Raw genomic sequence first — 26,417 nt, forward strand, 5'->3', positions numbered from 1 at the left:
AGGGATGCAGCAGTTGATCCGGGGGTAGGAAGGCCGCTTAGGCATCGGCCCTCCTGATCCTGATGGTCGGCAGCTTGGTGGACGAGCTGGTGACGTAGCCGCCCGCGTTGATGTTGACCTGGCATCGCGTCCCATCGGGATAGGTCGCCACGATCCGGCGCAGCTTGCCGCGCCGGTCGTAGTAGCCCACCAGCTTGGGCTCGCCGTCGGGCGCGCAGATGCAGTGCTCCGCCAGCTCGGCGATCGCGCCTGGCGACGGGGTTACCTCGACCTTGGTGAGGGGGCCGAGGCTCATGCTTGCCCCCATTCCGCGCCATCATCGAGGACGGCGTCGATCATGCCTTCGTCAACGACAGTGCAGACGATCAGCCGAGCAAGACCGTTCACCGAAACGCCACGCTTCGCGGCGTGCGGCCCCAGGGCATGGAGCACATCCGTCGGCACAAGCACCGCGCGTCCGAGATACTGGTAATCGCTGCGCTCGCGTTTGGGGCGGCTCGATCCGCACTCAAGTGCAGTCACTGTGCTCGTGCTGATGCCGATCGCGTTCGCGATTTGCCGGGTGGTCAGGCCCTGCTGGCGCAGGCCGAGGACCGCAGCGGTTCGGCTCGGGTATCCGAGGCAAGGCTTGGACGCGCCCATCGCTCAGTTCCTCATCATCCAGCCCGCCTCGAAGTCTTCGAAGCGCGGCGAAGTCGGCTGTTCGGCGGTGAGGCTCAGCGGCGGCAGCGCAGAGCGCAGGCCGCGGCGCGCCATCCGCGCCCGGTGCCGCTCGCGCTCTTCAACGGCCTTCATCCGCGCCTCGGCCTCGATCGGCGTGACGCCGAGCTCGAGCGCGACCTCCATGACCTTGCGGTGGTGGCGGTAGTATTCGGCCTTGCTGGCGAACTTCGGCATCAGCGGTGCCCTCCTGCCTTGCGAAGGCGCGCGAGAAGCCGCTGCGAGCCGCGCCGGATCTGCGCCTCGCGATGGCGATCGTGCGCCGGGTTGCTGTCGAAGGTCGAGATGATCGCCCGCGTCCGGGCGAACGAGATGCTGAGGTCGGCCGCGATGTCGCTTTCGGGCCATCCGAGGTCGAAGCGGCTCATCACCGCCTGCTCGCCGGGAGTGAGGGTGCTCATCAGCGGTGCCCTCCCGCCTCGCGCACCAGCTCGCCGAGCCGCGCGGTCTGAGCGCGCAGGGCGTCGTCGGCGGCCGCATCTTTCGCGGGATCGACGTTGAAGCGCGCGCGGATGCTGATGACCGACGCCTTCTTGACGCCCAAGCGGCAGGCGATGACGCCTGAATCGATGCCACGGTCGGCCAGCTCGAGCACCGCCTGTTCGATCGGATATAGGCCCATCAGTCCTGACCTCCGACGCGGACGAAGTGGAGCGGTTCGCCATCCGGCGCGCGCGGGATCGCGATCGGAGCAAGCACCTCGATTGCGCGGGCGCGGCGAGGCAGCAGGCGCAAGGCGCCGCGGTCCTGCATCGAATGCAGCAGCTCGTGAGTGCGGGCTTTGCTGTTAGCTGACTGGCCTATGCCCACAGCGATCTCGGTGATCGATGGCGAGTACCCTTTGGCCGCCTGAAAACCCGTGATGAAGCGGAGGGCGTCCTGCTGGCGCGCGGTCAGGCTGATCATCGCGCGCCCCTCAGATCGGGCCGGCGCAGCTGCTCGCGCAGCACCTGGCGCTGCTGGATACGGCGGATCGCCGACAACCGGTCGAGCCCCGCCTCCTTCATCTCGCGCGCGATCGCGTCCTCGGAGGGCGTCCGGGTCACCACGGCCGCGCTCCCGTGAGCACAGTGATGATCGTCCCGACCCACCAAATCAGCCCGGGCGCGCAGATCGCAACGAGCGCCAGCGCCAGCACGATCTCGACCAGCAGGCCCTTCCACTCACGCTTCGGCATCAAAAGACCTCCTCGAGCGACAGGATTTCGGGGTTGCGGTGGGAGGGCTCGGCTGGCTGCTTGGCTTTGCGGTGAAGCGCCAGAAGATCCGCTGCGATGGCGCGGTCTGGCACCCGAAGGGCGATCGCGAAGATCAGCTCAAGGCACAGGCTCGTAATCAACCGGTCGCGCTGCAGGGTGTCATCGCACCATTGCGAAGGGGCCCGGCGGGCGGTCCATTGAGCGACGAGCTGGTGTGAGGTCTTGCGAAGCCAGAGAGGGCGTTCACGCATCGCTGCTCTCCTCATCGAGCAAGGCGCGCAGTTGCGCCTTCATGTCTTCCGAGAGCAGCTTGACAAACTTCGGCAGGTAGAGTCGCTTCTCGGTGACCCCGAGCTTCGACCAGTTGTTGTCGATCGCGTTCCAGTGTTTCTGGTGCGCCACCGGCGTCGCCGCGGGAGGAGGTGTCGGCGTGTCGACCTTCGCCGCGATCATCGCCTCGGCGACGCCGATCTCGGCATCGGCGATCAGCGCCTCGATGACCCGGCGGCGCGCACCGTCGTCGCGCAGATCGGCGAGCCTCATGAGCTGGGTGAAGTTCTCGCCGACGATCGGATGCCGGGCGAGCGGCTCGGCCAGTTCGGGGAACGGCTCGACCAGCATCCGGTAGAGCTTGATGAACCGCTTGATCGAGCTCGCGCTCAGACCGAAAGCGTCGCGTACAGATTGCTGCCATCCGTATACGAGGTCCATCGTGGACCTCGTATCGTCGCCCTCCTCTTCGGTGGCCTTGTCGATGCTGTTCAACCCGGCCTCGCCAGCCTTGGCGCGGGCCCAGCGGGCCTTAATGGCCAGCTGCTGGTTGCTGAGGGTCTCGCCGAGCTGCGCCGCCACTCGGGCGCGCGCGGCATCGGCGATCGCGACGACGAACTTCGCCTTCTCCAGCGGGCCGATCTCGCGCCGGTCGATGTTCTCCGAGGCCTCGAGCTCGGCCAGCTCCTGCGCCGTGCCCTTCACCTCCAGGGCAAGCACCTCGATGCCTTCGATCTGGCAGCCCCGCAACCGGGTCCACCCGACCACCAGCTTCCACGGCTTCCTGCCCTCGGCGAAGCACTCTTCGATCGACTTGCGGGGGAACTGCCGCGTCACCATGATCGGGGTGCGCTGCCCGTCGACCGCGATCATGCGCCCAAGCGCCACCGCCTTGTCCTCGTGCATGAACCCGATGCGTTCGGTCACGAGCACGGCGTTGGGGTCGATGCTGATCACCCGCGCATCGGCGCGCACTGGCCGCGGGCTCACGCTGCCTCCCCCGCATCAGCCGCGGGCAGCGTTTTTTCCGCGCCCTGACATAGCGATTGGCCGCTGGTAGGCTCCGGAGTAGGCCTCGGGCTCTGACTGAAGGAGAACAGCCCATGTCCAAGACCGATAGCCAGCGCATCGAGGAACTGCAGGACCACGTCTACGCCCTCCAGCAGCTCCTTCTCTCGCACATCCTTGCCTTCGACGCCGTCGACCGCGAGGCGACCGACGCCACCTTCGACATCGCCCTCAGCCAGGCCGATGCGACCCTCACGGACGGCCGCGCGCGCGTCACCATCCGCATCGAAGCCATGATCGAGGATCTGAAGAAGACCCGCGACTGACGCCCCGGCATCCACGAGCGCCATTCGCAGCTTGATCCTGCGGATCGCCGCGCGCGCTCTTTCGATCGAGGCCAATCCACCAATTGCAGGAAGGTCCGGACCGCTGGGTTCGGGGCGCTGGCGCTCGCCCGGGACTTCACCCGGCGCGATCGCCGCCACCTTCGCTGCTCCTACCGAGACGAAACCGGCGTCCGATGGACGCTCCGGACCGATGGAGGTCACAGATGAAGACACCCTGCCATCTCGCCGTGCATCGCGCATGGCGCGAGCCGCAGCCTTGGCCGCAGCGGGATCGGCGAAACCGAGGTCCGTCAGCTCGTAATCGGGAAGATCGTGCAGCGTCATCATGCCGCCACCGCCTTCCCGCGGCCCGCAAGCCGCTTTGCGTCGTCGGCCTCGATCTTGTCGAGCTCGCGCCAGAGCGCCTCCACCGAATGGAAGTTCGCGCCGACCGGATCAGGGTTCTTCGGACCCTTCTTCCAGCGGAAGAACGTGGTGGGATGGATGCCGGCGCGCCGACAGAGCTCGGCGATCGTCACGCGCGCCGCTTTGGCGCGGCGCTCGATGTCTCGGATGGTGGTTTGTTGGTCCATGGCGCAGCGGTAACAGCATTTTTGCCGCCCTACAACAGCATTTATGCTGCTTTTGGCGCTGCTGCCCTGTTGGTAGCGTCATGAAATGGAGGGACTTGAGCAAGATCGAGCGCTGATGCTGGCATTGGTCGACTACACGGGGCTGTCGGCTGCGGAAGTCGCGCGCAGGGCGGGATTGGCCGCGACGACAATACAACGACCGATCAAGGGCACCGCCGACACTCGCATTAGCCAGCGCACTATCGAGAAGCTCCACGAAGCTTTTCCTAAGTTCCCTGGCTGGACGCGCGCAGGGGCTGCTGCACTTGCCAGCTTCGACAAGCCCGAAACTCAGATGGTCGAGATCGCCTCGATAGACCTGAATTTCGGCCTCGGCGCGGCCTTCATGGACAGCGAGATCGTCGAGCACGCGGCCGATACCATGCTGTTTCCGCGCGATTGGCTCCGCTCGATCACTCGCAGCCCGCCTGAGAGGCTCTACTGGGCGAAGGGCCTGGGGAACTCCATGGAGCCTACCATCGGTGATGGCGACGTCATCCTGATCGATCGCTCTGCAGCTGGCTCCAGCTTTGGCGACCTCTACTGGGCTATCGCCTACGGGCAGACCGGCATGATCAAGCGCCTTCGCCCCATGCCCGACGGCAGCGTGAAGATCTTGAGCGACAACCCCAATGTCCCGCCCGAGATTGCGCATGATGGCGAGCTTCATGTATTCGGCCGCGTGATCGCGGTGGTGAGAAGGATATGACCGAAGACCGGGGGCAGCCGACAGTTATAGTGCAGAAGGGACCGAACAGCTTCCAAAGCTGCATGGGATGCGTGGGCTATTGCGTTCTCGGCTTGCTTGCTCTTTTCGCGCTCGGCTCGCTTACTCGCTGTGATGAGAATGAAGATACTCTGCCAGCAGCCGAGGGTTCTCAGGAGCAGATGTCGGAAGGATGGGGCACCCCGGAGGCGACGGCATCGGCGACAACAGAAAGGCCCATTTTAGCTGGCGGCGAATATAACCCCTCTCTCGCTCTCCGCGGGATAGATCCCCAGTGGTCTGATGAACCTCTTTCGACGCGCTCCAATTACACATCGAACTTAGGCCTTCTTCGTGTGAACCATACCTGGCGAAACACCAGCTTGGACGTCGATTTCACCGATGCAGGCGGCGTCTACATGATCCAGGTGCGTTCCGGATTGCCCGGCAGGTGCAACAGCGGACCTGATCTCGCGTCGGCCTTTGATCAATATGCGCACGATCTCGGCCTCGGAGCGGGTGCTGCGCAGGTAAGGCCGAAGTTGCTTGAAGCTTGGGCCTCGAAGGACCGGTGGTCAGAGGCCGACATTGGCAAGGTCATGGTCCGCGCCACCGGTGGCTGCCCTCGCGCGCTCGTCCTAAAAGCCCTCTGAAAAACGCGCCCAGTTCCGCGCCTGCCAATCCAGCCGCAGTCCACGACTGCTGCCCCAAAAGCTAAGGATTTTCAACGGGTGCCCAGTTCGATGCGACTTCTCCATTCTGGGGCATGCAATGCCCCGGTTCAAAGACCGATGACGAGGGTCTCAGATGCCCCTAAGAGACGTCTCAAAGCCTCATGAACCGCAGAATTCCGCCGTTGAGACGGTGGCGTCTCAAGATCGGCGCCGAAGCGTCAGCCGCAGCCTGCGGGTCCGTTTCAGCCAATAAACGGGCCCGCACTCTAGACACTCACGCCGAGCGCCGATTTTTTGGAGCCACTATGAAAAAGCCCGGATTTGCGCCATTTCCGTGCCGCGTTGTCCCGGATAGTCCCACGAAATCCCGGCCAGCCGTCACTCTATTCCCTTGTGTCCACTAACAACGGGGTCGCAAGCAGACAGGCAGCTTAAGGCCGAAATCCGGCGAAAGCCGCCGTCAGCCACGCCGTCCACAACCTAGCCCAAGCCCCCCATTGCGGCCTGCACGGGCGCTTCCCATATCTCCAACATGACCCAGACCTTCCCCCTGCTCCCCCTTCGCGACATCGTCGTCTTTCCCGGCATGGTCGTCCCCCTCTTCGTCGGGCGCGACAAGTCGGTGGCGGCATTGGAGGCCGCGATGGAGGCCTCCAAGGACATCGTCCTCCTCGCCCAGCTCGATCCGGGCTGCGACGATCCCGAGGGCGAGGACCTCTACGACGTCGGCGTGATCGCGCAGGTGCTACAGCTCCTGAAGCTTCCCGACGGCACGGTGCGCGTGCTGGTCGAGGGCAAGACCCGCGCGCGGCTGGCGGCGCTCGAGAGCACGGCGACGCACCTTGTCGCCGAGGTCGAGGTGATCGAGCCCGAGACCGTTTCCGGCAGCGAGGTCACTGCGCTGATGCGGCAGGTGACCGAGCAGTTCGGCGAATACGTCAAGCTCAACAAGAAGATGGGCGAAGACGCAGGCGTCGATCTGTCCGAGGTCGACGATGCGGGCCAGCTCGCCGACACGATCGCCGCCGCGATCAGCGCCAAGGTCTCGGACAAGCAGAGCCTGCTGACCGAGGGCAATCCGCTGAAACGGCTCGAACTCGTCATGGCCTTCATGGAAGGCGAGCTCTCGGTCCTCCAGGTCGAGCGGCGCATCCGCGGGCGTGTGAAGCGCCAGATGGAGAAGACCCAGCGCGAATATTACTTGAACGAGCAGCTGAAGGCGATCCAGTCGGAGCTCGGCGGGGGCGACGAGGGCGAGGGCAACGAGATTGCCGAGCTCGCGGAGAAGATCGAGAAGACCAAGCTGTCGAAGGAAGCCCGCGCAAAGGCGCAGGCCGAGCTCAAGAAGCTGCGCACCATGCAGCCGATGAGCGCCGAGGCGACCGTCATCCGCAACTACCTCGACGTGCTGCTCGGCCTCCCGTGGGGCAAGAAGTCGAAGCTCAAGAAGGACATTGCCCGCGCGCAGGACATCCTCGACGCGGATCACTACGCGCTCGAGAAGGTCAAGGACCGGATCGTCGAGTACCTCGCGGTGCAGGCGCGCACCAACAAGCTGAAGGGCCCGATCCTGTGCCTCGTCGGCCCTCCGGGCGTCGGCAAGACCAGCCTCGGCAAGTCGATCGCCAAGGCGACGGGGCGCGAATTCGTGCGCCAGTCGCTGGGCGGCGTGCGCGACGAGGCGGAGATCCGAGGGCACCGGCGCACCTATATCGGCTCGATGCCGGGCAAGATCGTGGCCAACCTCAGGAAGGCGGGCACGTCGAACCCGCTGTTCCTGCTCGACGAGATCGACAAGCTCGGCCAGGACTTCCGCGGCGATCCGGCCTCGGCGCTGCTCGAGGTGCTCGACCCTGAGCAGAACGCCAAGTTCCAGGACCACTACCTGGAGCTCGACCTCGACCTTTCCGACATCATGTTCGTGTGCACCGCGAACAGCCTGAACCTGCCGCAGCCGCTGCTCGACCGCATGGAGATCATCCGGCTCGAGGGCTACACCGAGGACGAGAAGGTCGAGATCGCACAGCGCCATCTCGTGGAGAAGCAGGTCAAGGCGCACGGGCTCAAGAAGGGCGAGTTCACGCTCACCGAGGAGGGCCTGCGCGATCTGATCCGCTACTACACCCGCGAGGCCGGGGTGCGCACGCTCGAGCGCGAGATCGCCAAGCTCGCGCGCAAGAGCCTGCGTCAGATCCTCGAGGGCAAGGTCAAGAGCGTCACCGTCACCCCCGAAAACCTCGGCGACTTCTCCGGCGTGCGCAAGTTCAAGCACGGCGTCTCGGAGGAGGAACCGCAGGTCGGCGCCGTCACCGGGCTCGCCTGGACCTCGGTCGGCGGCGAGCTCCTCACCATCGAGAGCGTCACCACCCCGGGCAAGGGCGAGATCAAGACCACCGGCAAACTCGGCCAGGTGATGAACGAGAGCGTCCAGGCCGCCTTCAGCTTCGTCAAGGCGCGGGCGCCGGCCTACGGGATCAAGCCCTCGGTCTTCAACCGCCGCAATGTCCACATCCACCTGCCCGAGGGCGCGGTGCCCAAAGACGGGCCGAGCGCGGGGATCGGGATGGTCACCTCGATCGTCTCGACCCTCACCGGCATCCCGGTGCGGCCCGATGTGGCGATGACGGGCGAGGTCACCCTTCGGGGGCGGGTGCTGGCGATCGGCGGGCTGAAGGAGAAGCTGCTCGCCGCGCTGCGCGGCGGGATCAAGACGGTCCTCATCCCCGAGGACAACGTCAAGGACCTCGCCGAAATTCCCGCCAACGCCAGGGAGGGGCTGGAGATCGTTCCGGTCGCTCATGTCGATGAGGTGCTCGCCCGCGCGCTGACCGAGGCGCCGGTCGCGATCGAGTGGACCGAGGCGGACGATCTGGCCAGTCAGCCGGGTGGCACCGCTGCGGCGGCGAATGTTGCGAGCGCGGAGGTGCCGACCGCGCATTGAGCGGCTAGAAGGCGCGCAGAGGCCGCGATTCGCGGCCGCGTCGCTTGCAGTCTCGTGAAGTCCGTGACAGCGGGGGAGCAGGGTGCCTGATCCTGGTCAGGCTCCGGCACCCCTTGCGCCTTTTGCCCGCCGCACTGTCACAAAGGCGATTGCCTTTGACAGTCCGGGCAAAAAAGTCTCAATTCCCGGGCTTTCGACATGGGCGATTCCACCGTTAAGAAGACATCCTGAGACTAGGGGGTTTCCGATATGAACAAGAACGACCTGATCAGCGCCGTCGCGGACGCCAGCGGTCTGTCCAAGAACGACGCCTCGAACGCGGTCGAGAGCGTGTTCGACGCGATCACCAAGGCGCTGTCGGGCGGGGACGAGGTGCGGCTCGTCGGCTTCGGCACGTTCTCGGTTGCCAAGCGCAAGGCCTCGACCGGGCGCAACCCGCGCACCGGGGAGCCGATGAAGATCAAGGCCTCGAACCAGCCCAAGTTCAAGGCGGGCAAGGGCCTGAAGGACGCGGTCAACTGATCGCCGCCTGACGCAGTTTCGGAACAGGAGAAACCCCGCCGGCCTCGCGGTCGGCGGGGTTTTTCATGGCCGTGCGAGGCTCAGTTGCCGCCGGCTGCGATCAGCGCCGTTGGGGCCTGCGCCGTGCGCGGGGAGATCGTCCAGGTCAGCGTCTCGCCCGTCGTCGTGCCGCCTTGCGGGCCCTCGTCGGTGTTGTTGGCGAGGATCCGCATCCCCGGTGCCGCGCGGATCGTGAAGGTGCCCTCCATCTGGGGGATGCCCTTGAGGGCCGCACCTTCGGGATCGTCGCCGGATTCCTGCGCCCCGAGCGCGGCGAGACCGGCGAGCGAGCCCATGCCCATCATCGCGCCCATGCCGCCCGCGTCATTGCTCTGCGTCGCGAAGCCGGGGGCGTTGACGCGCACCTGGCCGCCCTTCCTCAGGAACACCTGCACGAAGGGATTGATCGCCGGGAAGCCCTCGATCATCGGGAAGAGGAAGTCGTGGCCCATCGTGCCGGTCGCGCGGAAGCTGACGTCGAACACGCCGTCGCCCTTGTGCACGACGCGCTCCCAGCCCTTCTGGCGCTGGAGCAGCTTGACGAGCTCGTCGGCGGCCTTGGGGTCACTGGGGTCGATCCCGCCCATGATCGCGGCCATCTGCTTGGCCTGTTCCCTGGCCTTGGCGGCGCGCTCCTCGGCCCCGGCGTCCCAGTCGGCGCGCTGCTTGGCGAGCTCCTCCTCGGTGCACTCGCGCTCCTCGAAGGTCTCGTCGTTGGTGCAGGTCTCGGGCGTGAACTTCTCCTCCGCCGCCGCGCCGATCTGGGCGAGCTTGGAGAGGCCGAGGAAGAAGATCTCCCCGTCATAGCGGAAGGTGAAGCTGTCGGGCCCGGTGATGGCGAGCTCGGAGGTGAACTTGCCCGGCGACATGAAGCACCCGGTGAGCGCGAGCGAGAGGCCTGCCAGCAGCGCCGCGGCGCGCAGTCTGAGGCCCGAAAGGATCGTCATGGCATTACCCCCTGTTCACCCCCCCTTCTAGCCGCGCGTCGCCGCCGCATAAAGCGCAATCGCCGCCGCGTTCGAGACGTTGAGGCTCTCGATTGCCGAGGAAATCGGCAGCTTGGCGAGCACGTCGCAGTGCGCGGCGATGTTGTGCCGGAGGCCCTCGCCCTCGGCGCCGAGCACCAGCGCGAGGGGGCCGCTCGGCATGATGTCGGCGAGCACCGCCTCGGCTTCGCCGGCGAGGCCGATCCGCCAGTAGCCCGCCTCGGCGAGCTCCTCCAGGGCGCGGGCGAGGTTGACGACCCGCACCCAAGGCACCGATTCCAAAGCGCCCGAGGCGGCCTTGGCGAGCACCCCGCCCTCGGGAGGCGCGTGGCGATCCTGCGTCACGATCGCTGCCGCGCCGAAGGCCGCCGCCGAGCGCAGGATGGCGCCGACATTGTGCGGATCGGTGACCTGGTCGAGCACCACCACCGGACGGTCCGCCTCGCCGAGCGCGACCTCGTCGAGAAACACGTCCTCGAGCGGCGCGCATTCGAGCACAAGTCCTTGATGCGGGGCGTCTTTCGCAACCAGCCGGGCGAGGTCCGGGCCTTGCGCGTGCTCGATCGGAAAGTCGGGCGGCAGCTCGCCGTCGAGGCTCTCGAGCCCCTCGGGCGTCGCCCACAGCTTGCGGTGCTGGCGCTCCGGGTTCTTCAAGGCCGCCTCCACCGCGTGGCGGCCCCACAGGCGCACCTGCCCGCTCGAGGCCCGGCCCGAGCCGCGCCCGCCCTTCATCCGGCCCGCCCGCCCGCGCAGCGCGCGCTTTCTTTCACCCTTGCTCATGTTGGTTCCTGCCTGAGGCTTTCCAAAGCCGCCCCCCTGCCAGCAGGGCCATTGACAGGCAAGCACCGCTTCGCCAAAGGGGCGCCTCTCGGCAGCGGGACCCCTCGGGGACTCGCGCAATTCTCCGCCCTTGCGGCTCAGGAAATGCCTCTGTGTGGACAGGTGGCCGAGTGGTTAAAGGCAGCAGACTGTAAATCTGCCCGTGCAAGCGTACGCTGGTTCGAATCCAGCCCTGTCCACCAACCCCCCTCCAAGTCCGACCGGTCCGTAAGGCGATGTTTCACGTAAAACACGCGCGAAAGCGGGGTGTGGCGGCACCCTGGACGGGGCTAGCGGGGGGCTAGAGGGGGTCTGGCGGGGTCTGGGACGCAGCGAGCGCGGCTCTGCGCGGGGCTGGCATTGCGCGCGGGTCACGCCGCGCGGGGGGCAAGGCCGGGCCAGGGCCGCACGGTCCTCGCGGAAAATGTCTCGCCAAGGAGGCGAGGAACGGAGGGGCGACCATGCGGCCGCCCCCCCGCCGTCATCAGAAGCGGAAGCCGACGCCGACGAGGACGCGGTTCAGCTCGCTGTCGAGCGCGCGCTGGTACTGGAGGCTCACCAGCGCCTTCTCGCCGAGGTTGTGCTGCACGCCCGCACCGACGATCGCATCGTCGATGTCGACGCCGGTCGCATGGGCATAGCCCGCGAGCGCGAAGAGCTTGGTCTTCTCGCCGAGCTTGGTGCCGAGACGGGCGTTCACGCCCAGTACGGGATCGTCGAGGTCGAAGTTCGAATCGACGACGCCCTCGACGCCGAAGAAGATCTTCTCGCCGACATCGAAGTCATGGCCGACGACGAGGCCGATGGTCTCGTCCTCGACGCCGCAGCACCACACGATGCCGCCGCGCGCTTCGATGCGCGTCTCGTCGGCGTGGGCCGGGGTGGCGACGACGGCAGCGGCAGCGGCCGCGGCAAAAGCGATATGACGCATATTCTTCCCTTTTTCTTATGGTTTCCCGCCGAGAGAGGCGACAGGCCGCGCCATAACCTGATTGAATAACATGGCTAGGGAAGGTCGCTGAAATTGCCCGCTTTTCCGACGAACGGGTCATTTTGCACGATATAATGCGTCTGTCGTTTGAACGAATATTTCTCCCACATGAACAGAAACTTTCCCGCAGATGAACGGGAATGCCGCCCGTCCCGGCCGCCGAAGCGGCCCCGGACGGGCGGGCGTCTTGTTGCCGACGATGCGACCCGTCGGGCTGCCCGGCGCGTTGTCGCGCTCAGGCTGCGAGCTTTGCCGGCTGCTGGTCGGCCCAGGCGAGGCCCGGGAGGTAGCGGGCGTCGACCTTGCCGTCCTTCAGCGCGAAGAGGTGCAGCCAGCCGTTGTCGAACAGCGCGCGCACCCCCGGGTGCTTCTCGAGGACCCTGATCATCTCCTCGCGCGGGGCCTCGATCATTACGGAGAGGCGTAGCGGCTCGTGCTGGAGCCCGTCGCCGTCGTGGACCGCCTGCCAGGGAAGCCCGGCGCGCAGGCGGCCGCCATTGCCCTCGACCACCCCGATGCCGCCCACGACATTGTGGATCAGCTTGTTGCCGCCACCGAACATCTCGGGCGCGACGCTCGAGCCGTAGTATTGCAGGCTGATCCAGCTCGCCACCACCACCGGTGCGGTGATGATGAGTTCGAGCGTGCCGAAGCCCTCGTCCGCCTGCCAGTCGTAGGAGTGGAGGAAGGCGCGCCCGCCGAGGTCGCGGCCCGCGGTCGCCTCGCGCGGGGCGGCGATGAAGGCCGCGCAGCCGGCAAGGCCCCATTCGGGGCGGATCTCGGCCCAGTTCTGCGCGCGCGCGGGGATACTCTCGCCCGAAGCGCCCGGCATCCGGAGCGCCCGCTCGGCCCGCGCGATCTTCGCCGCCTGCGCGAGCCAGCCCCGCACCTTGGCGAGGTCGCCGCTGCGCGCAGCCGGAAGCCCGTCCTCGTAGATCGTGATCGCGTCGGTGGTGGTGTCGTGGAGCCCGGCGACGAACAGCGTGTCCTGAGGCACCTCGACCCCGCGCGCGGGCAGGCCCGCACGGGTCTCGGGATCGTTCAAGAGGATCGCCAGCAGCCGCGCCGAGACCTCGCCGGTGTAGCCCCCGCAGGCGCCGCAGTGATAGGCGCTCTCGTGCGGGTTGTTGGTGACATTGCCGCCGTGGCCGAGCAGCAGCACGATCTCGCCGTGGCCTTTCGTGAGGCTCATCGCCTTCAAGACCGCGGCGCCGGTGTCGGCCTTGGCTTGCGGGCTCATCCCGCCGACCACCTCGGGGGCGGGCTCGGCTTTGGCCTTGGGGGTGAAGCCGAGCGCGGACTTCACGAGCTTGACCGCATAGACCGGCCCCGCCGCCTCGACGAAGGCGAAGGAGGAAACCGCGGCCTGGCGGAAGCGGCCCCAGGCGCGCTTGCCCCGCGCGGCGATGCGGTCGGCCTGGTCCTTGGCGGGGTCGCCCATGCTGGTGGTGTTGACCGCCGGGTTGAGCAGCACCGGCAGGCGCGCCTCGAGGATGTCCGAGCCGTGGGCGTGGTGCGCGAGCGGCAGGCCGAAGAAGCCCGCGAAGCCGATCGTCGCGACCGAGGCGTCGACGCTCTCGAGCGCGCGGCGGAACACTTCCGAGCGCACGTCGATGCAGAAGGCGGCCTGGAGGAAGGGGCGGGTCGCGGCGGGCGCGGCGTTGCCTTCCAGCGCGGCGACGAGGCGGCGCTGGTGGCCGCGGTCGGCGGCGTCCTGGAGGATCGCCAGCGCGATCTCCTGCGCGCTCGGGACGACCGGCTGGGCGTGGGCCTCGACGGTCCGCGCCCAGGCCGCGGCGACGCTCGGCGCGTGGGCGAGCAGCGCCTCGTCCCAGATCAGCCGGATCGCGAGGAGGTCGAGCGGGGTGCGGTCGGTGCCGCCCTTGAGCTCGGCCTGCCACAGCAGCCAGCGGGCGTGCTGCGCCCAGCCGCCGAGGCTCATCGCGAGGCGGTGGAAGGCGGTCGGCGCGGCGGCGTCGGTGATCCCGAGCGCGTCGGCGGCGGCGAGGATCGCGCGCTCGGTGGTGTCCGGCGCGGCCGCGACATGGGCGCAGAAGCCCTCGAGCCCGGCGATCTCGGGGGTGAGGTCATGCATCGCCCAGGCGCGCCAGGCGGCGAAGGCCTCGGCGCCCGGCGCGGGCGACCACAGCGCCTGCCCACGGTCGAAGTGGCCCGCGGCCCACAGCCCGATGCAGCGGTCGATCAGCGCCGGCCAGTCGATCCCGGTTGCCTCGGCGGCGAGATCGGCGACGGTCGGGAGCGCGCGCGGGGCGGGGCCGTGGCCGACCTTCGCGGCGAGCTCGGTGAGGGCGGTGACGCTCGCGGGCTTGAGCGGCGAGGTCGAGGCGGCGAGGGCCTCGGCGAGGTCGTCCTCGGTGATCTTCCCTTCCGCGATGGCGGCGGCGTAGTCGGCGCCCTTGCGGGTGATGCGCACCCCGGCGACCCGGCCGAGCCGTGCGGCGGCGGTGGCGAGGTCCTCCTCGGTCTGGCCGAGGAAGGGGTTGACCGCCACGGTGGCATCGAGCGGGAAGGCGGGCGGGATCGCGCGGGCCGAGGCGTCCGCGGCGCCGAGCACCGCGGAGAAGCGGGCCGGGGCGATGTCGGCTTGGTTCATGATCATCGTGGGTCTCCGTGAGGGATGCGGTGGCGGATCAGCGGGCGGCGGTGTTGGTGCGGAAGCCGCCGATCCAGCGGTCGAGCAGGGCATTGAGGTAGAGGCCGTTGGCGAGGTGCACGCGCAGGCCCGCGGTCGCCGGGTGGTGCGCCCACAGCGGGAAGAGCGCCTGGGCGAAGGCGACGAGGCCGAAGCTCGCCACCGCGACCACGATCAGCGCCCACTCGAGCGCGCCGGGGACGGGCGCCTGCGGCAGGATCGGGCCCCACAGCTTCGCGGCGATCGCCTGGAAGGAGAAGTAGCCGATCGCAGCGGCGAGCGCGGCGGTGATGGTGCGGGTGGTGAGCGCGGCGGGCGCGCGGCCGGCGAGGCCCTGCGCGACGAGGTAGGCGACCCCGAAGATCAGGATCGCGCCCAGCGCCAGCGCCTGCGGGCTCTTGGGGCCGAGCGCGGCGGTGAAGGCGGCGGCGATGGCGATGAAGATGCCGAGCGCGAGGGCGAAGCTCTTGATCACCGCGCCGACGCTCGGGACCGCGACCGGGCCGGGGCGGCGGATGTTCGACACCTCGGTGACCGCGGTGCCGGAGGAGAGGAAGGCGTGGGCCTTGTAGAGAGAGTGGGCGATGATGTGGAGCAGCGCGAGGCTCCACAGCCCGAGGCCGCACTGGAGCAGCATGAAGCCCATCTGCGAGACCGTCGACCAGGCGAGCGCGGTCTTGATCGCGCTCTGGGTGAGCATCACCGCGGCGCCGAACAGCGCGGTGAAGCCGCCGATCATGACAAGCGCGGCCATCGCCCCGGTGCTCTGCTGGACGAGGCCGGCAGCGGTGATGAGGAGGACACCGCCCGAGTTGATGATCCCCGCATGGAGCAGCGCGGAGACGGGGGTGGGGGCCTCCATCACCTCGGTGAGCCAGCCGTGCAGCGGGAAGGCGGCGGTCTTGAGCGCGGCGGCGGTGACGATCGCGGCGATCCCGAGCGTGCCGGCGAAGCCGAGCCCGCCGGTGGCGGCGGCAGCGGGAAGGGCGGTCACGTCGAGCGTGCCGAACTTGCTGAAGAGGAGCCCGGCGGCGCAAGCGAGCATCACGTCGCCCGCATACCAGACGCGGGCGAACTTGGCCGCCGCGCGCTGGGCCTCGGGGCGGTCGGGGTAGAACAGCAGCAGCTTGCGCAGCGTCAGCCCGACCGCGAAGCTCGAGGCGATCAGCGTCGGGAGGGTCGCCGCCTGGACGAACACCAGCACCGCCGCGAGCGTCGCCAGCATCAGCCCGTGGAACGCGCCCTCGCGGCTCTCCCCGTCGAGATAGGTGCGGCTGTAGCGCATCACGATCCAGCCGATGAAGCCGACCAGCGCGCCCATGCTCGCCGCGACGAGATCGGCGCGCAGCCCGAAGGCCAGCGCCCCGGCGCCGAGGGAAACACCCGGGGAGGAGGCGAGCGCGGTCTGCACCAGCCCGGCGAGCGCCAGGCCGAGCGCGGCGAGCGCGGAGAGCTCCGACAGCAGCGGCAGCGCGCCGGGACGCTTGCCCGGGCGGGCCAGGGCGAGCAGGATGACCGGCACCAGCGCAAGGGGCGCGAGCATGGTCAGGGCGAGGGTCTCGGGCATGAGGCGTCACTCCGGCGGGTGGTGGAAGGATTGCGGATGAAGGCCGGATAGGGTCTCGACGCGGTTAAAGAAAATACATATTTTGTCGCGAAACGTTCGTCTGAAGCGAATGATTACCGGGGAAGCGACGCGATGGCGAGCCTCAATCTCCACCACCTGCGCCTGTTCCGCGCCGTCGCGCGCGAAGGCACGCTGACCGCGGCGGCGCGCGCGCTCAACATCTCGCAGAGCGCGGTCTCGACCCAGATCAAGGCCTTGGAAGCCGACCTCGGCCACGACCTCTTCGAGCGGCGCGGGCGCAATCTCGTGCTGACCGAGGCGGGGCGCATCGCCTTGGACTATGCCGAGCAGATCTTCCGCGCCTCCGAACAGCTCACCGCGACCTTCCGCGCGGTCGGCGGGCAGAGGAAGGTGCTGCGGATCGGCGCGCTCGCGACGCTCTCGCGCAACTTCCAGATGGGCTTCCTCGCCCCGCTGCTGGGCCGTGACGATGTCGAGGTGGTGCTGCGCTCGGGCACGCAGGCCTCGCTGCTGCGCGCGCTCGAGGCGCTGCGGATCGATGTGCTCCTCACCAACCAGGTCCCCGCGCGCGACGCGGCGAGCCCCTATCTCGTGCGCCGCCTCGCCGAGCAGCCCGTCAGCCTCGTCGGCGCGCGCTCGCGCCTCGCGCTCGCCGCGCAGGGCCTGCCGGTGCTGCTCGCGCAGGCCCCGCTGATCCTCCCGACGCCCGAAACCGCGCTCCGGGCAGGCTTCGACGCGATGGTCGAGCGCCTCGGGATCGTCCCGCGCATCGCCGCCGAGGCCGACGACATGGCGATGCTCCGCCTGCTCGCGCGCTCCGACGCGGGTATCGCGGTGATCCCGCCGATCGTGGTGCGCGACGAGCTCGCGGGCGGCGTCCTCTACGAGCTCGCCCAGCTCCCCGGCATCACCGAGGAGTTCCACGCCGTCACCATCGCCCGCACCTTCCCCAACCCGCTGCTGCGCGAGGTGCTCGACGCGCCGTCCGAGTTCGCGGGGCCCGATGCTGTGGGAGGCGCGTCCGAAGGGCTTGCGGGCGGCGAGGGCGGACAGTAAGCCGCGCCACCCCATCAGGATGACGCAGGACTACGAGACCGCTCATGACCGCCACCCTCACCGGCCGCCCCGTCATTTCCGCAAGCGGGCTCTTCACCCCGCCCGAGAGCATCACCAACGAGGAGCTGGTCGCGAGCTTCAACGCCTTCGTCGACCGGCACAACGCGGCGAACCCCGAAGCCGAGCCGCTCGCCTATTCGTCGGTCGAGTTCATCGAGAAGGCGAGCGGCATCAAGGCGCGCCACGTGATGAGCAAGGCGGCGATCCTCGATCCCGACACGATGTGCCCGCGCCTGCCCGAGCGCGCCAATGACGAGCTTTCGGTGATGGCCGAGATCGGCGTCGCCGCCGCGCGGCAGGCGCTCGAGCGCGCGGGCCGCGATGCGAAGGACGTCGACGCGGTGCTGTGCGCTGCCTCCAATATGCAGCGGCCCTATCCGGCGATGGCGATCGAGATCCAGCAGGCGCTCGGCATCGAGGGCTTCGGCTTCGACATGAACGTCGCCTGCTCCTCGGCGACCTTCGGGATCCAGACCGCGGCCGACTACATCCGCGCCGGCAACGCGAAGAGCGTGCTGGTGGTGAGCCCGGAAATCACCTCGGGCCACCTCAACTGGCGCGACCGCGACAGCCACTTCATCTTCGGCGACGTCGCGACCGCGGTGCTGGTCGAGGACGCAGGGATCGCGCCCGAGGGGCATTGGGAGATCCTCGGCACCAGGCTGAAGACGGTGTTCTCGAACAACATCCGCAACAATTTCGGCTTCCTGAACCGCGCCGCGCCCGAGGGCGAGGGCAAGGCCGACAAGCTGTTCGTCCAGGAGGGCCGCAAGGTCTTCAAGGAGGTCGTGCCGATGGTCGCGCAGATGATCCTCGACGAGGCCGAGCGGCTGGGGCTCAACCCGGCGGCGCTGCGGCGGCTGTGGCTGCACCAGGCCAACGCAGGGATGAACCGGCTGATCGCGCAGCGCGTGCTCGGCCACGAGGCGAACGAGGACGAGAGCCCGACCGTGCTCGACATCTACGGGAATACCTCGAGCGCGGGCTCGATCATCGCCTTCCACAAGCATTCGGCCGATCTGTCGGCGGGTGACACGGGCCTCATCTGCTCCTTCGGGGCGGGCTATTCGGCGGGCACGGTGTTCGTGCGCAAGGTCGCCTGAAGGGTGACCCGCCTTGCCGGGGGCGCAAGCTCTCCCTAGAAGCGGTGCGATGGCAGGCGAAATCCTCGACAACAAGGGCCGCGGCGAGGCCGGCTGGCAGTGGCCCGCGATCCATCCCGAAGGGCGCAGGTTCGGCCTGATCGCGGTCGGCGCCGCGCTGTTCGTGCTGCTGGTGCTCGGCTGGGAGCTGCTCGGCTGGCCGCTGCTGCTCGCGAGCGCCGGTGTGTTCGCCTTCTTCCGCGATCCCGAGCGCGTGGTGCCGCAGGCCGACAACCTGATCCTCGCCCCCGCCGACGGGGTCGTCACCCGCATCGACATCGTCGAGCCGCCGCTCGAATTGCAGATCGAGGACGGCTCGGGCCATCCGGGCCTCCCGGCCGGGGCGGTGACGCGGGTGTCGGTGTTCCTCTCTCTCTTCGACGTGCACATCAATCGCACCCCCGTCGGCGGGACGGTGCGGCGCGTGGTCTACATCCCGGGCCGCTTCATCAGCGCCGAGCTCGACAAGGCGAGTGAGGAGAACGAGCGCCAGCACCTGCTGGTCGAGCGCAGCGACGGCTTGCGGGTCGGCTTCACCCAGATCGCCGGGCTGGTGGCGCGGCGGATCGTGCCCTTCGTCAAGCCGGGCGACATCCTCGCCAAGGGGCAGCGGGTCGGGCTGATCCGCTTCGGCAGCCGGGTCGACGTCTACCTTCCGGCCGGGACCGACGCCGCGGTGATGATCGGCCAGCGGGTGATCGCCGGGGAGACGGTGATCGCCCGGATCGGCGAGCGCCTCCTCCTTGAAGGCATTTCGCAATGAGCCGCCCGCCGCGCCAGACCGCCACCCGCAAGCGGGGCGCGCGCAAGCTGCCCGGGGCGCGGTTCTTCCCCGCGCGGCTCGGGCCGCGGGCGACCGAGGACGACGACGACATCGAGCGCCCCGCGGCGGCCGCGCACGGCGGCGGGCTGACCCTGCGCGCGATGCTCCCCAACGCGGTCACCGCCGCGGCGCTGTGCTCGGGCCTCACCGGCATCCGTTTCGCGATCGACGCGCACTGGACCTTCGCGATCGCGCTGGTCGTGCTGGCGGGCGTGCTCGACGGGATCGACGGGCGCATCGCGCGGCTGCTGAACGCGCAGTCGCGTTTCGGGGCGGAGCTCGACAGCCTCGCGGATTCGCTGTCCTTCGGGGTCGCGCCGGCGCTGATCCTGTTCCTGTGGTCCCTGAAGGAGTGGGAGCGCTTCGGCTGGTTCGCCGCGCTCGCCTTCGCGATCTGCTGCGCGCTGCGGCTCGCGCGCTTCAATGCGCGGATCGACGTCGACGACCAGCCGCACAAGTCGGCGGGCTTCCTCACCGGCGTGCCCGCGCCGGTCGGGGCGGGGCTCGCCTTCCTGCCGTTCTACCTGTGGCACGAGACCGGCCTCGAAATCCTCCGCCAGCCGGTGGTGATGGCGCTGTGGCTGACGCTGATCGCGGGGCTGATGATCTCCAACCTGCCGACGCTGAGCTGGGCCTCGCTGCGCCCGCGGAAGGCGATCCGCCTGCCGCTCATCGCCTTCATCGGCCTCGCCTTCGCGGCGCTGCTGCTCGAGCCGTGGTGGACGCTCGCGGTGATCTGCGCGGGCTACCTCGCGCTGATGCCCTACGGCTTCGTCAAGTATGCCGGGATCAGGCGGCGCAGGCTTGCAGCGGCAGCGGCAGCGGCAGCGGGCGGGGCAGGGGCGCCAGCACCGCCGGGCGCGGCATAGCGATCACCCGGCCCGAGGACCGGGCCGCCGCCGGACGCAGCCCCATCTCGCGCGCCGAGGCCTGGAGCGCGGCCGCTGCGCGCAGCACCTCGCCCTCGCGCATCAGCTCTTCCCACGCGGTGCGTGCGGCCCGCAGGCTGTGGGCGATGCTGGCGAGCGCCACGATTCCGGCGAGGGTGAACAGGAGGGTGATGGCAGCGCTCAGCATGGGCTCGATCCTCGTTTCGCGTTCGTTTTTTGTTCCTACGTCTTGTTCCCTACATGTTCCATGCTGTCAAGCGCCTTTGCATCCGCATTGATGCGGATTTTTCGAGGGTCGCACCATTCGGGACTGGATTTGTGCGCGATGCGCCGCTAAGGGCGCGCACGCTCCGGCACCGGCATTCGGCCGGCCAAGGGGCAAATTCACATGGAAGGCGCTCATACCGGTGCCGCTCGCGGGAACTCCGCAAGCGCGGTTCCAGCCTTCCAGAGGAACAACCGGAAAGGAAAAACCTATGGCGGCTCCCGTCGTCACCATGCAAGCATTGATCGAGGCCGGCGCACACTTCGGCCACCAGACCCACCGCTGGAACCCGCGGATGAAGCCGTACATCTTCGGCGCCCGCAACGGTGTTCACATCATCGACCTGTCGCAGACCGTGCCGCTGTTCGCGCGCGCGCTCGATTTCGTGGAATCGACCGTGCGTTCGGGCGGCAAGGTGCTGTTCGTCGGCACCAAGCGCCAGGCGCAGGAGCCGATCGCCGAGGCTGCGCGCATGTCGGGCCAGCACTTCGTCAACCACCGCTGGCTGGGCGGGATGCTCACCAACTGGAAGACCATCTCGGGTTCGATCCGGCGCCTCAAGAGCCTCGAGGAAATGCTCTCGGGCGACACCTCGGGCTTCACCAAGAAGGAAGTCCTCCAGCTCACCCGTGAGCGCGAGAAGCTGGAACTGTCGCTCGGCGGCATCCGCGACATGGGCGGCATCCCGGACGTGATGTTCGTGATCGACGCCAACAAGGAAGACCTCGCGATCAAGGAAGCCAACGTCCTCGGCATCCCGGTGATCGGCATCCTCGACACCAATGTCGACCCGAACGGCATCGCCTTCCCGGTCCCGGGCAACGACGATGCGAGCCGCGCGGTGCGCCTCTACTGCCAGGCGGTCGGCGAGGCTGCGCTCGCGGGCAAGGGCAAGTTCCAGGCCGACGTCTCGAGCGACTTCGGCGCGCTGGCCGAGCCCCCGGTTGAAGACGTGGTCGCCGAAGAGCCGGCCGCGGAAGAAACCGAAGCCTGATTTCTCGCGCGGCGGCGGCGCTTCTCCCGCGTCGCCTGCCCGTCACAATCCCCCTCTAGCGCGCCCGGCATTGCCCCCCAGCAGGTGGCAGGGCCGGGCGCCTGACAACACACAAGAAGGAATTCTCCATGGCCGATATTTCCGTCGCCGACGTGAAGAAGCTGCGCGAGCGCACCGGCGCTGGCATGATGGACGCCAAGAAGGCGCTGACCGAAGCGAATGGCGACATCGAAGCCGCGGTCGACGCGCTGCGCGCCAAGGGCCTCGCCACCGCCCAGAAGAAGTCGAGCCGCACCGCGGCCGAAGGCCTGGTCGGCGTGCTCGTCCAGGGCACGAAGGGCGTTGCCGTCGAGATCAACTCGGAAACCGACTTCGTCGCCAAGAACGACCAGTTCCAGAGCTTCGTGCGCAATGCGACCGCTGTGGCGCTCGAAACCGGCACCAGCGATGTCGAAGCCCTCAAGGCGGCGGCCTATCCGGGCGGCGGCACCGTGGGTGACAAGCTGACCGAGAATGTCGCGACCATCGGCGAAAACCAGCAGATCCGCCGCATCAAGCAGGTTGCGGTGACGCAGGGCGCTGTGGTGCCCTACATCCACAACGCTGCTGCCGAAGGCCTCGGCAAGATCGGCGTGCTGGTCGCGCTGGAATCGGACGCCGATGTCGATACGCTCAATGCGCTCGGCAAGGACATCGCCCAGCACGCTGCCGCTATGTTCCCGCAGGCGCTCGACGCTGACGGGCTCGACGCCGACGTGATCGAGCGCGAGCGCAAGATCGCCGCCGAGAAGGCTGCCGAAAGCGGCAAGCCCGCCGACGTGCAGGCCAAGATGGTCGAAGGCGCGGTGAAGAAGTTCGCCAAGGAAAACGCGCTGCTCAGCCAGATCTTCGTGAAGGACGGCAAGGCGACGGTCGAGGAGTACATCGCCAAGGCCGCCAAGGATGCGGGCAAGTCGATCAAGCTGACCGACTACGTGCGCTTCCAGCTCGGCGAAGGCATCGAGAAGGAAGAAGTCGACTTCGCCGCAGAAGTCGCAGCGACCCTCAAGGGCTGATCCGACCAACCGGAACACACACGGCCGTCGCAGCGACCTGCTGCGGCGGCCGTTTCCTTGACGCCGTGTTTGCGAAATCGCCGTTTGCCCGTTAAACGGCGCCCGACCCACCAGCCACCGGAGCCCCACGCCTCATGTCCCTGCCTGCCATCAAGCGCGTTCTCCTGAAGCTTTCGGGCGAGGTCTTGATGGGCAACCAGCAGTTCGGCATCGACCCCGAGTTCGTCGCCGAGCTCGCCAAGGAGGTGAAGGCGGCCAAGGAAACCGGGCTCGAAATCTGCCTCGTGATCGGCGGGGGCAACATCTTCCGCGGGATGGCGGGGGCGGCCAAGGGGATGGACCGCGCGCAGGCCGATTACATGGGGATGCTCGCGACGGTGATGAACGCTCTCGCGATGCAGAACGCATTGGAGCAACTCGGCGTCCAGACCCGCGTGCAGTCGGCGATCGAGATGGACAAGGTGTGCGAGCCGGTGATCCGCCGCCGCGCCGAGCGCCATCTGGAGAAGGGCCGGGTGGTGATCTTCGCCGCCGGCGTCGGCGCACCCTATTTCACCACGGACAGCGGTGCGGCGCTGCGCGCGGCGGAGATGCGCTGCGATGCGCTGCTGAAGGGCACCAGCGTCGACGGGGTCTATGACAGCGACCCCAAGCAAAACCCGGACGCGGTCCGTTTCGAAACCGTGACTTATGACCGCGTCCTTGCAGACAATCTCAAGGTGATGGACGCCTCCGCCGTCGCGCTGTGCCGCGACAACAAGATCCCGATCGTGGTCTTCTCGATCCGCGAGAAGGGCAACCTTGCCCGCGTGCTGGCGGGCGAGGGCGCCAAGACCATTGTCCAAGACAGCTGAGAATCAGAGGAACGAACGCCATGCCGCAATATGACAAGGCCGATGTCGAGCGCCGGATGAAGGGCGCGGTGGAATCCCTGAAGAGCGATCTTCAGGGCCTGCGCACCGGCCGCGCCAATGCGAGCCTGCTCGATCCCGTGGTGGTCGAGGTCTACGGCGCGATGATGCCGCTCAATCAGGTTGCCACCGTCTCGGCGCCCGAGCCGCGCATGCTCAGCGTGCAGGTGTGGGACAAGTCGAACCTCATCCCGGTCGAGAAGGGGATCGCCCACGCGAACCTCGGCCTCAATCCGATCATCGACGGCCAGACCCTGCGCCTGCCGATCCCCGATCTCACCCAGGAGCGCCGCAAGGAGCTTGCGAAGCTTGCCGATCAGTATGGCGAGAAGGGCAAGATCGCGATCCGCAACGTGCGCCGCGACGCGATGGAGAGCCTCAAGACCGACGAGAAGAAGAAGGACATCTCCGAGGACGACCGCAAGCGCGCCGAGGACGAGGTCCAGAAGCTCACCGACGCCAACGTCAAGGAGGTCGACGAGGCGGTGGCGAAGAAGAAGCAGGAAATCCTGACGCAGTAAGCGGCACGGGATGATGGGAACCGGATTGGACCAGTCGCGCGCCAGACATGTCGCCATCATCATGGATGGCAATGGCCGCTGGGCCAAGAAGCGGGCGCTGCCGCGCGCGGTCGGGCATCAGCGCGGGGTCGAGGCGGTGCGGCGGCTGGTGCGCGCGCTCGAGGGCACCGGGCTCGAGTGCCTGACGCTCTACGCCTTCTCCTCGGAGAACTGGAAGCGGCCCGACGAGGAGGTCGACGACCTCATGAACCTGATGCGCCGGTTCATCAAATCGGACCTCCCCGAATTCGTCGCCAATGACGTGAAGCTCAAGATCATCGGCGACTGGCAGAGCCTCGCGCCCGACATCGTCGCGATGCTCGAGGACGCGCTGGCGCAGACCGCGAAGGGCAGGCAGACGCTTGCGGTCGCGCTCAACTACGGCGGGCAGCACGAGATCGCCCGCGCTGCGGCCAAGGCGGCCGGGAAGGGCGAGGTCACCATCGAGACCATCGCCGCCGAGCTCGACACCGCCGACCTGCCGCCGCTCGACCTGCTGATCCGCACCAGCGGGGAGGTTCGCCTGTCGAACTTCCTGCTGTGGCAGGCGGCCTATGCCGAGATGCTGTTCGTCGACACGCTGTGGCCCGATTTCGAGCCCGAGCACCTGGCCCGGGCATTGGACGACTTCGCGCGCCGGGAGCGCCGCTATGGCGGACGCTGAGCGCGTGCGCGACCCCAAGGCCGGGGTCTCCGACCTGCCGGTGCGCTTCGCCTCGGCGATCGTCATGCTCGTGCTCGCGGGCGGGGCGCTGTGGCTCGGCGGGTGGTTCTGGACCGGTTTCGTCGCGCTGCTCGCGCTGGGCGTGCTGTGGGAGTGGAACAGGCTGATCGGCGCCTTCGGGATGAAGGCGCTGGGCGAGACGGTGTGGTTCTTCGCCGGGGTGCTCTATATCGGCGGCGCGGCCTGCGCGATGCTGACGGTGCGGAACGGGATCCAGGTCCTGCCGCTCGATCCCTCGCAATCGGGCTACGGGCCGCTCGAGGCGCTGGTGGTCTTCATCCTGCCGATCGTCGCGGTGGACGTCGGCGCCTACTTCGCCGGCCGCGCCATCGGCGGGCCCAAGATCGCGCCCCGCATCAGCCCGGCCAAGACCTGGGCGGGGCTAGGCGGGGGCGCGGTGTTTGCGGGCCTCGTTGGGGTCGCGGTCGAGCTCGTCGATATCGGCCCGGCCGCCTATCCGGGCACGAGCCCGCTCGCGCTCGGCATGGCGATGCTCACGGGGCTGCTCATCGCGGTGATCGCCCAAGCGGGCGACTTCTTCGAAAGCTGGATGAAGCGCCGCGCCGGGGTCAAGGATTCCGGCCATCTCATTCCGGGACATGGCGGCATCTTCGACCGGCTCGACGGCTTCATCGCGGTGTTCTTCGTGCTGTTTGTCATTGCCACCGTGCCGGCTTTGCTGGGATGATGCGCCGATGACCCGCTCGCTCACCCTGCTCGGCGCCACCGGCTCGATCGGCGCCTCGACGCTCGATCTGGTGCGGCGCAACCGGGACGCGTGGCGGATCGAGGCGCTCACCGCCCAATGCAGCGCGGCCGAGCTGGCGGCGCTGGCAATCGAGTTCGACGCGAAGCTCGCGGTGGTGGGCGACGAGCGCTGCCTTCCGGAACTGCGCGCGGCGCTCGGAAACAGCGGCATCGAGGCCGCGGGCGGGCGGCAGGCGCTGGTCGAGGCGGCGGCGCGGCCCGCCGACATGACCGTCGCCGCGATCGTCGGCTGCGCGGGGCTCGCGCCCGTCATGGCCGCGGTCGAGCGGGGCGGCACCATCGCACTCGCCAACAAGGAGGCGCTGGTCTCGGCGGGTGAGGTGCTCATGCAGGCGGTGGCGGCGCATGGCGCAACGCTGCTGCCGACCGATTCCGAGCACAACGCGATCTTCCAGTGCCTCGCGGGCAATCGCATCGAGGACGTGGCCAAGATCACCCTCACCGCGAGCGGCGGGCCGCTTCGCACCTGGTCGCTCGAGCAGCTCCACGCGGCGACACCGGCGCAGGCCGTGGCCCATCCCAACTGGTCGATGGGCGCCAAGATCAGCGTCGATTCCGCGACGATGATGAACAAGGGGCTCGAATATATCGAGGCCTATCACCTCTTCCCCGTGGGCTTCGACCGGCTCGGCATCGTCGTCCACCCGCAGAGCGTGATCCACTCGATGGTCGAGTTCCGCGACCGCTCGACCCTCGCGCAGCTCGGCCCATCCGACATGCGCGTGCCGATCGCCTCGTGCCTCGCCTGGCCGCAGCGCATGGCGACGCCGCTGGCGCCGCTCGACCTCGCCGCGATCGGCGGGCTCACCTTCCACGCGCCCGACGAGGAGCGCTTTCCCGCGACCCGGCTCGCGCGCGAGGCGATCATCGCGGGGGGCAGCGCGCCCGCGATCCTCAACGCGGCGAACGAGGTCGCGGTCGCCGCCTTCCTCGCCGGTCACATCCCGTTCACCCGGATTGCGGCATTGGTCGAGGAAACCCTCGCGCGGAGCAATGATGCCCCGCGCCCGGCGAGCCTCGCGGAGGTGCTCGCCGTCGACGCATCCGCGCGCAGGCAAGCGCAGAGCCTGCTGGAGACCCGTGCCCTTGCTTGAGA

General features: G+C 68.3%; 33 protein-coding genes and 1 tRNA gene. 17 read left to right on the plus strand and 17 right to left on the minus strand.

The window, feature by feature from the left end:
- Positions 1 to 37 precede the first annotated feature (37 nt).
- Genes ACLBKU_RS15990 through ACLBKU_RS16035 form a run of 10 tightly spaced genes read right to left on the minus strand, consistent with a single transcriptional unit; the run spans position 38 to position 3,178 of the window.
- Positions 38 to 295 (minus strand): hypothetical protein, encoded by a 258-nt coding sequence (locus tag ACLBKU_RS15990; RefSeq protein ID WP_410180565.1) that lies wholly within the window; start codon positions 293 to 295, stop codon positions 38 to 40.
- A complete protein-coding gene (locus tag ACLBKU_RS15995) occupies positions 292 to 642 on the minus strand; it encodes a hypothetical protein (RefSeq protein WP_410180566.1) in 351 nt (116 codons plus the stop codon). The genes ACLBKU_RS15990 and ACLBKU_RS15995 overlap by 4 nt, the downstream gene beginning before the upstream one ends.
- Positions 643 to 645: 3 nt before the next feature.
- Complete coding sequence (locus ACLBKU_RS16000; protein ID WP_410180567.1) at positions 646 to 897, minus strand: hypothetical protein; 252 nt, start codon at positions 895 to 897, stop codon at positions 646 to 648.
- Positions 897 to 1,121, minus strand: coding sequence for a hypothetical protein (locus tag ACLBKU_RS16005; protein WP_410180568.1), 225 nt, complete (start codon positions 1,119 to 1,121; stop codon positions 897 to 899). Before ACLBKU_RS16005 ends, ACLBKU_RS16000 begins: the two co-directional genes overlap by 1 nt.
- Positions 1,121 to 1,342 (minus strand): hypothetical protein, encoded by a 222-nt coding sequence (locus ACLBKU_RS16010; protein WP_410180569.1) that lies wholly within the window; start codon positions 1,340 to 1,342, stop codon positions 1,121 to 1,123. Before ACLBKU_RS16010 ends, ACLBKU_RS16005 begins: the two co-directional genes overlap by 1 nt.
- Positions 1,342 to 1,626, minus strand: a complete 285-nt coding sequence (locus tag ACLBKU_RS16015) for a LexA family protein (protein WP_410180570.1) — start codon at positions 1,624 to 1,626, stop codon at positions 1,342 to 1,344. Before ACLBKU_RS16015 ends, ACLBKU_RS16010 begins: the two co-directional genes overlap by 1 nt.
- Entirely contained in the window at positions 1,623 to 1,766 is a 144-nt protein-coding gene (locus ACLBKU_RS16020) for a hypothetical protein (protein ID WP_410180571.1), read from the minus strand. Before ACLBKU_RS16020 ends, ACLBKU_RS16015 begins: the two co-directional genes overlap by 4 nt.
- Positions 1,763 to 1,897, minus strand: a complete 135-nt coding sequence (locus ACLBKU_RS16025; RefSeq protein ID WP_410180572.1) for a hypothetical protein — start codon at positions 1,895 to 1,897, stop codon at positions 1,763 to 1,765. The genes ACLBKU_RS16020 and ACLBKU_RS16025 overlap by 4 nt, the downstream gene beginning before the upstream one ends.
- Positions 1,897 to 2,169 carry a hypothetical protein gene (locus tag ACLBKU_RS16030; protein ID WP_410180573.1) on the minus strand — a complete coding sequence of 91 codons (273 nt, stop codon included), beginning with the start codon at positions 2,167 to 2,169 and terminating at the stop codon, positions 1,897 to 1,899. Before ACLBKU_RS16030 ends, ACLBKU_RS16025 begins: the two co-directional genes overlap by 1 nt.
- Complete coding sequence (locus ACLBKU_RS16035) at positions 2,162 to 3,178, minus strand: hypothetical protein (RefSeq protein WP_410180574.1); 1,017 nt, start codon at positions 3,176 to 3,178, stop codon at positions 2,162 to 2,164. The genes ACLBKU_RS16030 and ACLBKU_RS16035 overlap by 8 nt, the downstream gene beginning before the upstream one ends.
- A 113-nt stretch (positions 3,179 to 3,291) precedes the next feature.
- Between ACLBKU_RS16035 and ACLBKU_RS16040 the strand changes: the two genes are divergently transcribed.
- Positions 3,292 to 3,522 (plus strand): hypothetical protein, encoded by a 231-nt coding sequence (locus tag ACLBKU_RS16040; protein ID WP_410180575.1) that lies wholly within the window; start codon positions 3,292 to 3,294, stop codon positions 3,520 to 3,522.
- A 344-nt stretch (positions 3,523 to 3,866) separates the two neighbouring features.
- On the opposite strand, the gene ACLBKU_RS16045 is transcribed toward ACLBKU_RS16040, so the two are convergent.
- Entirely contained in the window at positions 3,867 to 4,115 is a 249-nt protein-coding gene (locus ACLBKU_RS16045; RefSeq protein WP_410180576.1) for a transposase, read from the minus strand.
- A 115-nt stretch (positions 4,116 to 4,230) separates the two neighbouring features.
- Here ACLBKU_RS16045 and ACLBKU_RS16050 point away from each other — a divergent pair, with 115 nt between their 5' ends.
- From ACLBKU_RS16050 to ACLBKU_RS16065, 4 genes are all read left to right on the plus strand, one after another.
- Positions 4,231 to 4,863 (plus strand): helix-turn-helix transcriptional regulator, encoded by a 633-nt coding sequence (locus ACLBKU_RS16050; protein ID WP_410180577.1) that lies wholly within the window; start codon positions 4,231 to 4,233, stop codon positions 4,861 to 4,863.
- Positions 4,860 to 5,513, plus strand: coding sequence for a hypothetical protein (locus ACLBKU_RS16055; protein ID WP_410180578.1), 654 nt, complete (start codon positions 4,860 to 4,862; stop codon positions 5,511 to 5,513). The genes ACLBKU_RS16050 and ACLBKU_RS16055 overlap by 4 nt, the downstream gene beginning before the upstream one ends.
- A 553-nt stretch (positions 5,514 to 6,066) precedes the next feature.
- The gene (gene lon, locus ACLBKU_RS16060) at positions 6,067 to 8,475 is read left to right on the plus strand and encodes an endopeptidase La (protein ID WP_410180579.1); all 2,409 of its coding nucleotides are present in this window, start codon (positions 6,067 to 6,069) and stop codon (positions 8,473 to 8,475) included.
- 249 nt (positions 8,476 to 8,724) lie between these two features.
- Entirely contained in the window at positions 8,725 to 8,997 is a 273-nt protein-coding gene (locus tag ACLBKU_RS16065) for an HU family DNA-binding protein (protein ID WP_086740315.1), read from the plus strand.
- Between the two features lie 80 nt (positions 8,998 to 9,077).
- Here ACLBKU_RS16065 and ACLBKU_RS16070 read toward each other — a convergent pair whose 3' ends face one another.
- Positions 9,078 to 9,983, minus strand: coding sequence for a hypothetical protein (locus tag ACLBKU_RS16070; protein WP_410180580.1), 906 nt, complete (start codon positions 9,981 to 9,983; stop codon positions 9,078 to 9,080).
- Positions 9,984 to 10,010: 27 nt separating this feature from the next.
- Positions 10,011 to 10,802: a 23S rRNA (guanosine(2251)-2'-O)-methyltransferase RlmB gene (gene rlmB / locus ACLBKU_RS16075; RefSeq protein WP_410180581.1), complete on the minus strand. Its 792-nt coding sequence runs from the start codon at positions 10,800 to 10,802 to the stop codon at positions 10,011 to 10,013.
- 156 nt (positions 10,803 to 10,958) lie between these two features.
- On the opposite strand from rlmB, the gene ACLBKU_RS16080 reads away from it, so the two are divergent.
- Positions 10,959 to 11,044, plus strand: a tRNA-Tyr gene (locus tag ACLBKU_RS16080).
- Positions 11,045 to 11,325: 281 nt separating this feature from the next.
- Here ACLBKU_RS16080 and ACLBKU_RS16085 read toward each other — a convergent pair.
- The 3 genes from ACLBKU_RS16085 to ACLBKU_RS16095 all read right to left on the minus strand — a co-directional run bounded on the left by ACLBKU_RS16085 (position 11,326) and on the right by ACLBKU_RS16095 (position 16,052).
- Positions 11,326 to 11,772: an outer membrane protein gene (locus ACLBKU_RS16085; RefSeq protein ID WP_410180582.1), complete on the minus strand. Its 447-nt coding sequence runs from the start codon at positions 11,770 to 11,772 to the stop codon at positions 11,326 to 11,328.
- Between the two features lie 295 nt (positions 11,773 to 12,067).
- Entirely contained in the window at positions 12,068 to 14,452 is a 2,385-nt protein-coding gene (locus ACLBKU_RS16090; RefSeq protein ID WP_410180583.1) for a YbcC family protein, read from the minus strand.
- Between the two features lie 31 nt (positions 14,453 to 14,483).
- A complete protein-coding gene (locus ACLBKU_RS16095) occupies positions 14,484 to 16,052 on the minus strand; it encodes a proton-conducting transporter membrane subunit (protein WP_410180584.1) in 1,569 nt (522 codons plus the stop codon).
- A 132-nt stretch (positions 16,053 to 16,184) separates the two neighbouring features.
- Between ACLBKU_RS16095 and ACLBKU_RS16100 the strand changes: the two genes are divergently transcribed.
- The 4 genes from ACLBKU_RS16100 to pssA are packed head-to-tail and all read left to right on the plus strand — an operon-like array spanning position 16,185 to position 20,023.
- Entirely contained in the window at positions 16,185 to 17,129 is a 945-nt protein-coding gene (locus ACLBKU_RS16100) for a LysR family transcriptional regulator (protein WP_410180585.1), read from the plus strand.
- 44 nt (positions 17,130 to 17,173) lie between these two features.
- Positions 17,174 to 18,292 (plus strand): beta-ketoacyl-ACP synthase III, encoded by a 1,119-nt coding sequence (locus ACLBKU_RS16105; protein WP_410180586.1) that lies wholly within the window; start codon positions 17,174 to 17,176, stop codon positions 18,290 to 18,292.
- A gap of 49 nt (positions 18,293 to 18,341) precedes the next feature.
- Entirely contained in the window at positions 18,342 to 19,094 is a 753-nt protein-coding gene (locus ACLBKU_RS16110; protein WP_410180587.1) for a phosphatidylserine decarboxylase, read from the plus strand.
- Positions 19,091 to 20,023 carry a CDP-diacylglycerol--serine O-phosphatidyltransferase gene (gene pssA / locus ACLBKU_RS16115; RefSeq protein ID WP_410180588.1) on the plus strand — a complete coding sequence of 311 codons (933 nt, stop codon included), beginning with the start codon at positions 19,091 to 19,093 and terminating at the stop codon, positions 20,021 to 20,023. Before ACLBKU_RS16110 ends, pssA begins: the two co-directional genes overlap by 4 nt.
- Here pssA and ACLBKU_RS16120 read toward each other — a convergent pair.
- A complete protein-coding gene (locus ACLBKU_RS16120) occupies positions 19,944 to 20,231 on the minus strand; it encodes a hypothetical protein (RefSeq protein WP_410180589.1) in 288 nt (95 codons plus the stop codon). The two genes, pssA and ACLBKU_RS16120, sit on opposite strands and share 80 nt — an antisense overlap.
- A gap of 289 nt (positions 20,232 to 20,520) precedes the next feature.
- On the opposite strand from ACLBKU_RS16120, the gene rpsB reads away from it, so the two are divergent.
- From rpsB to dxr, 7 genes are all read left to right on the plus strand, one after another.
- Positions 20,521 to 21,303 carry a 30S ribosomal protein S2 gene (rpsB, locus tag ACLBKU_RS16125; protein ID WP_410180590.1) on the plus strand — a complete coding sequence of 261 codons (783 nt, stop codon included), beginning with the start codon at positions 20,521 to 20,523 and terminating at the stop codon, positions 21,301 to 21,303.
- 128 nt (positions 21,304 to 21,431) lie between these two features.
- Positions 21,432 to 22,358: a translation elongation factor Ts gene (gene tsf / locus ACLBKU_RS16130; RefSeq protein ID WP_410180591.1), complete on the plus strand. Its 927-nt coding sequence runs from the start codon at positions 21,432 to 21,434 to the stop codon at positions 22,356 to 22,358.
- Between the two features lie 134 nt (positions 22,359 to 22,492).
- Positions 22,493 to 23,212: a UMP kinase gene (gene pyrH / locus ACLBKU_RS16135; protein WP_410180592.1), complete on the plus strand. Its 720-nt coding sequence runs from the start codon at positions 22,493 to 22,495 to the stop codon at positions 23,210 to 23,212.
- A gap of 20 nt (positions 23,213 to 23,232) precedes the next feature.
- Positions 23,233 to 23,790: a ribosome recycling factor gene (gene frr / locus ACLBKU_RS16140; RefSeq protein ID WP_410180593.1), complete on the plus strand. Its 558-nt coding sequence runs from the start codon at positions 23,233 to 23,235 to the stop codon at positions 23,788 to 23,790.
- A gap of 10 nt (positions 23,791 to 23,800) precedes the next feature.
- Positions 23,801 to 24,493, plus strand: a complete 693-nt coding sequence (gene uppS / locus ACLBKU_RS16145) for a polyprenyl diphosphate synthase (RefSeq protein ID WP_410180594.1) — start codon at positions 23,801 to 23,803, stop codon at positions 24,491 to 24,493.
- The gene (locus ACLBKU_RS16150) at positions 24,480 to 25,241 is read left to right on the plus strand and encodes a phosphatidate cytidylyltransferase (RefSeq protein ID WP_410180595.1); all 762 of its coding nucleotides are present in this window, start codon (positions 24,480 to 24,482) and stop codon (positions 25,239 to 25,241) included. The genes uppS and ACLBKU_RS16150 overlap by 14 nt, the downstream gene beginning before the upstream one ends.
- Before the next feature lie 7 nt (positions 25,242 to 25,248).
- Positions 25,249 to 26,415, plus strand: a complete 1,167-nt coding sequence (dxr, locus tag ACLBKU_RS16155) for a 1-deoxy-D-xylulose-5-phosphate reductoisomerase (RefSeq protein WP_410180596.1) — start codon at positions 25,249 to 25,251, stop codon at positions 26,413 to 26,415.
- The last annotated feature ends 2 nt before the right edge of the window (positions 26,416 to 26,417 follow it).

Origin of the sequence: Erythrobacter sp. NE805 (assembly GCF_046452355.1) — a bacterium.
GTDB lineage: Bacteria > Pseudomonadota > Alphaproteobacteria > Sphingomonadales > Sphingomonadaceae > Erythrobacter.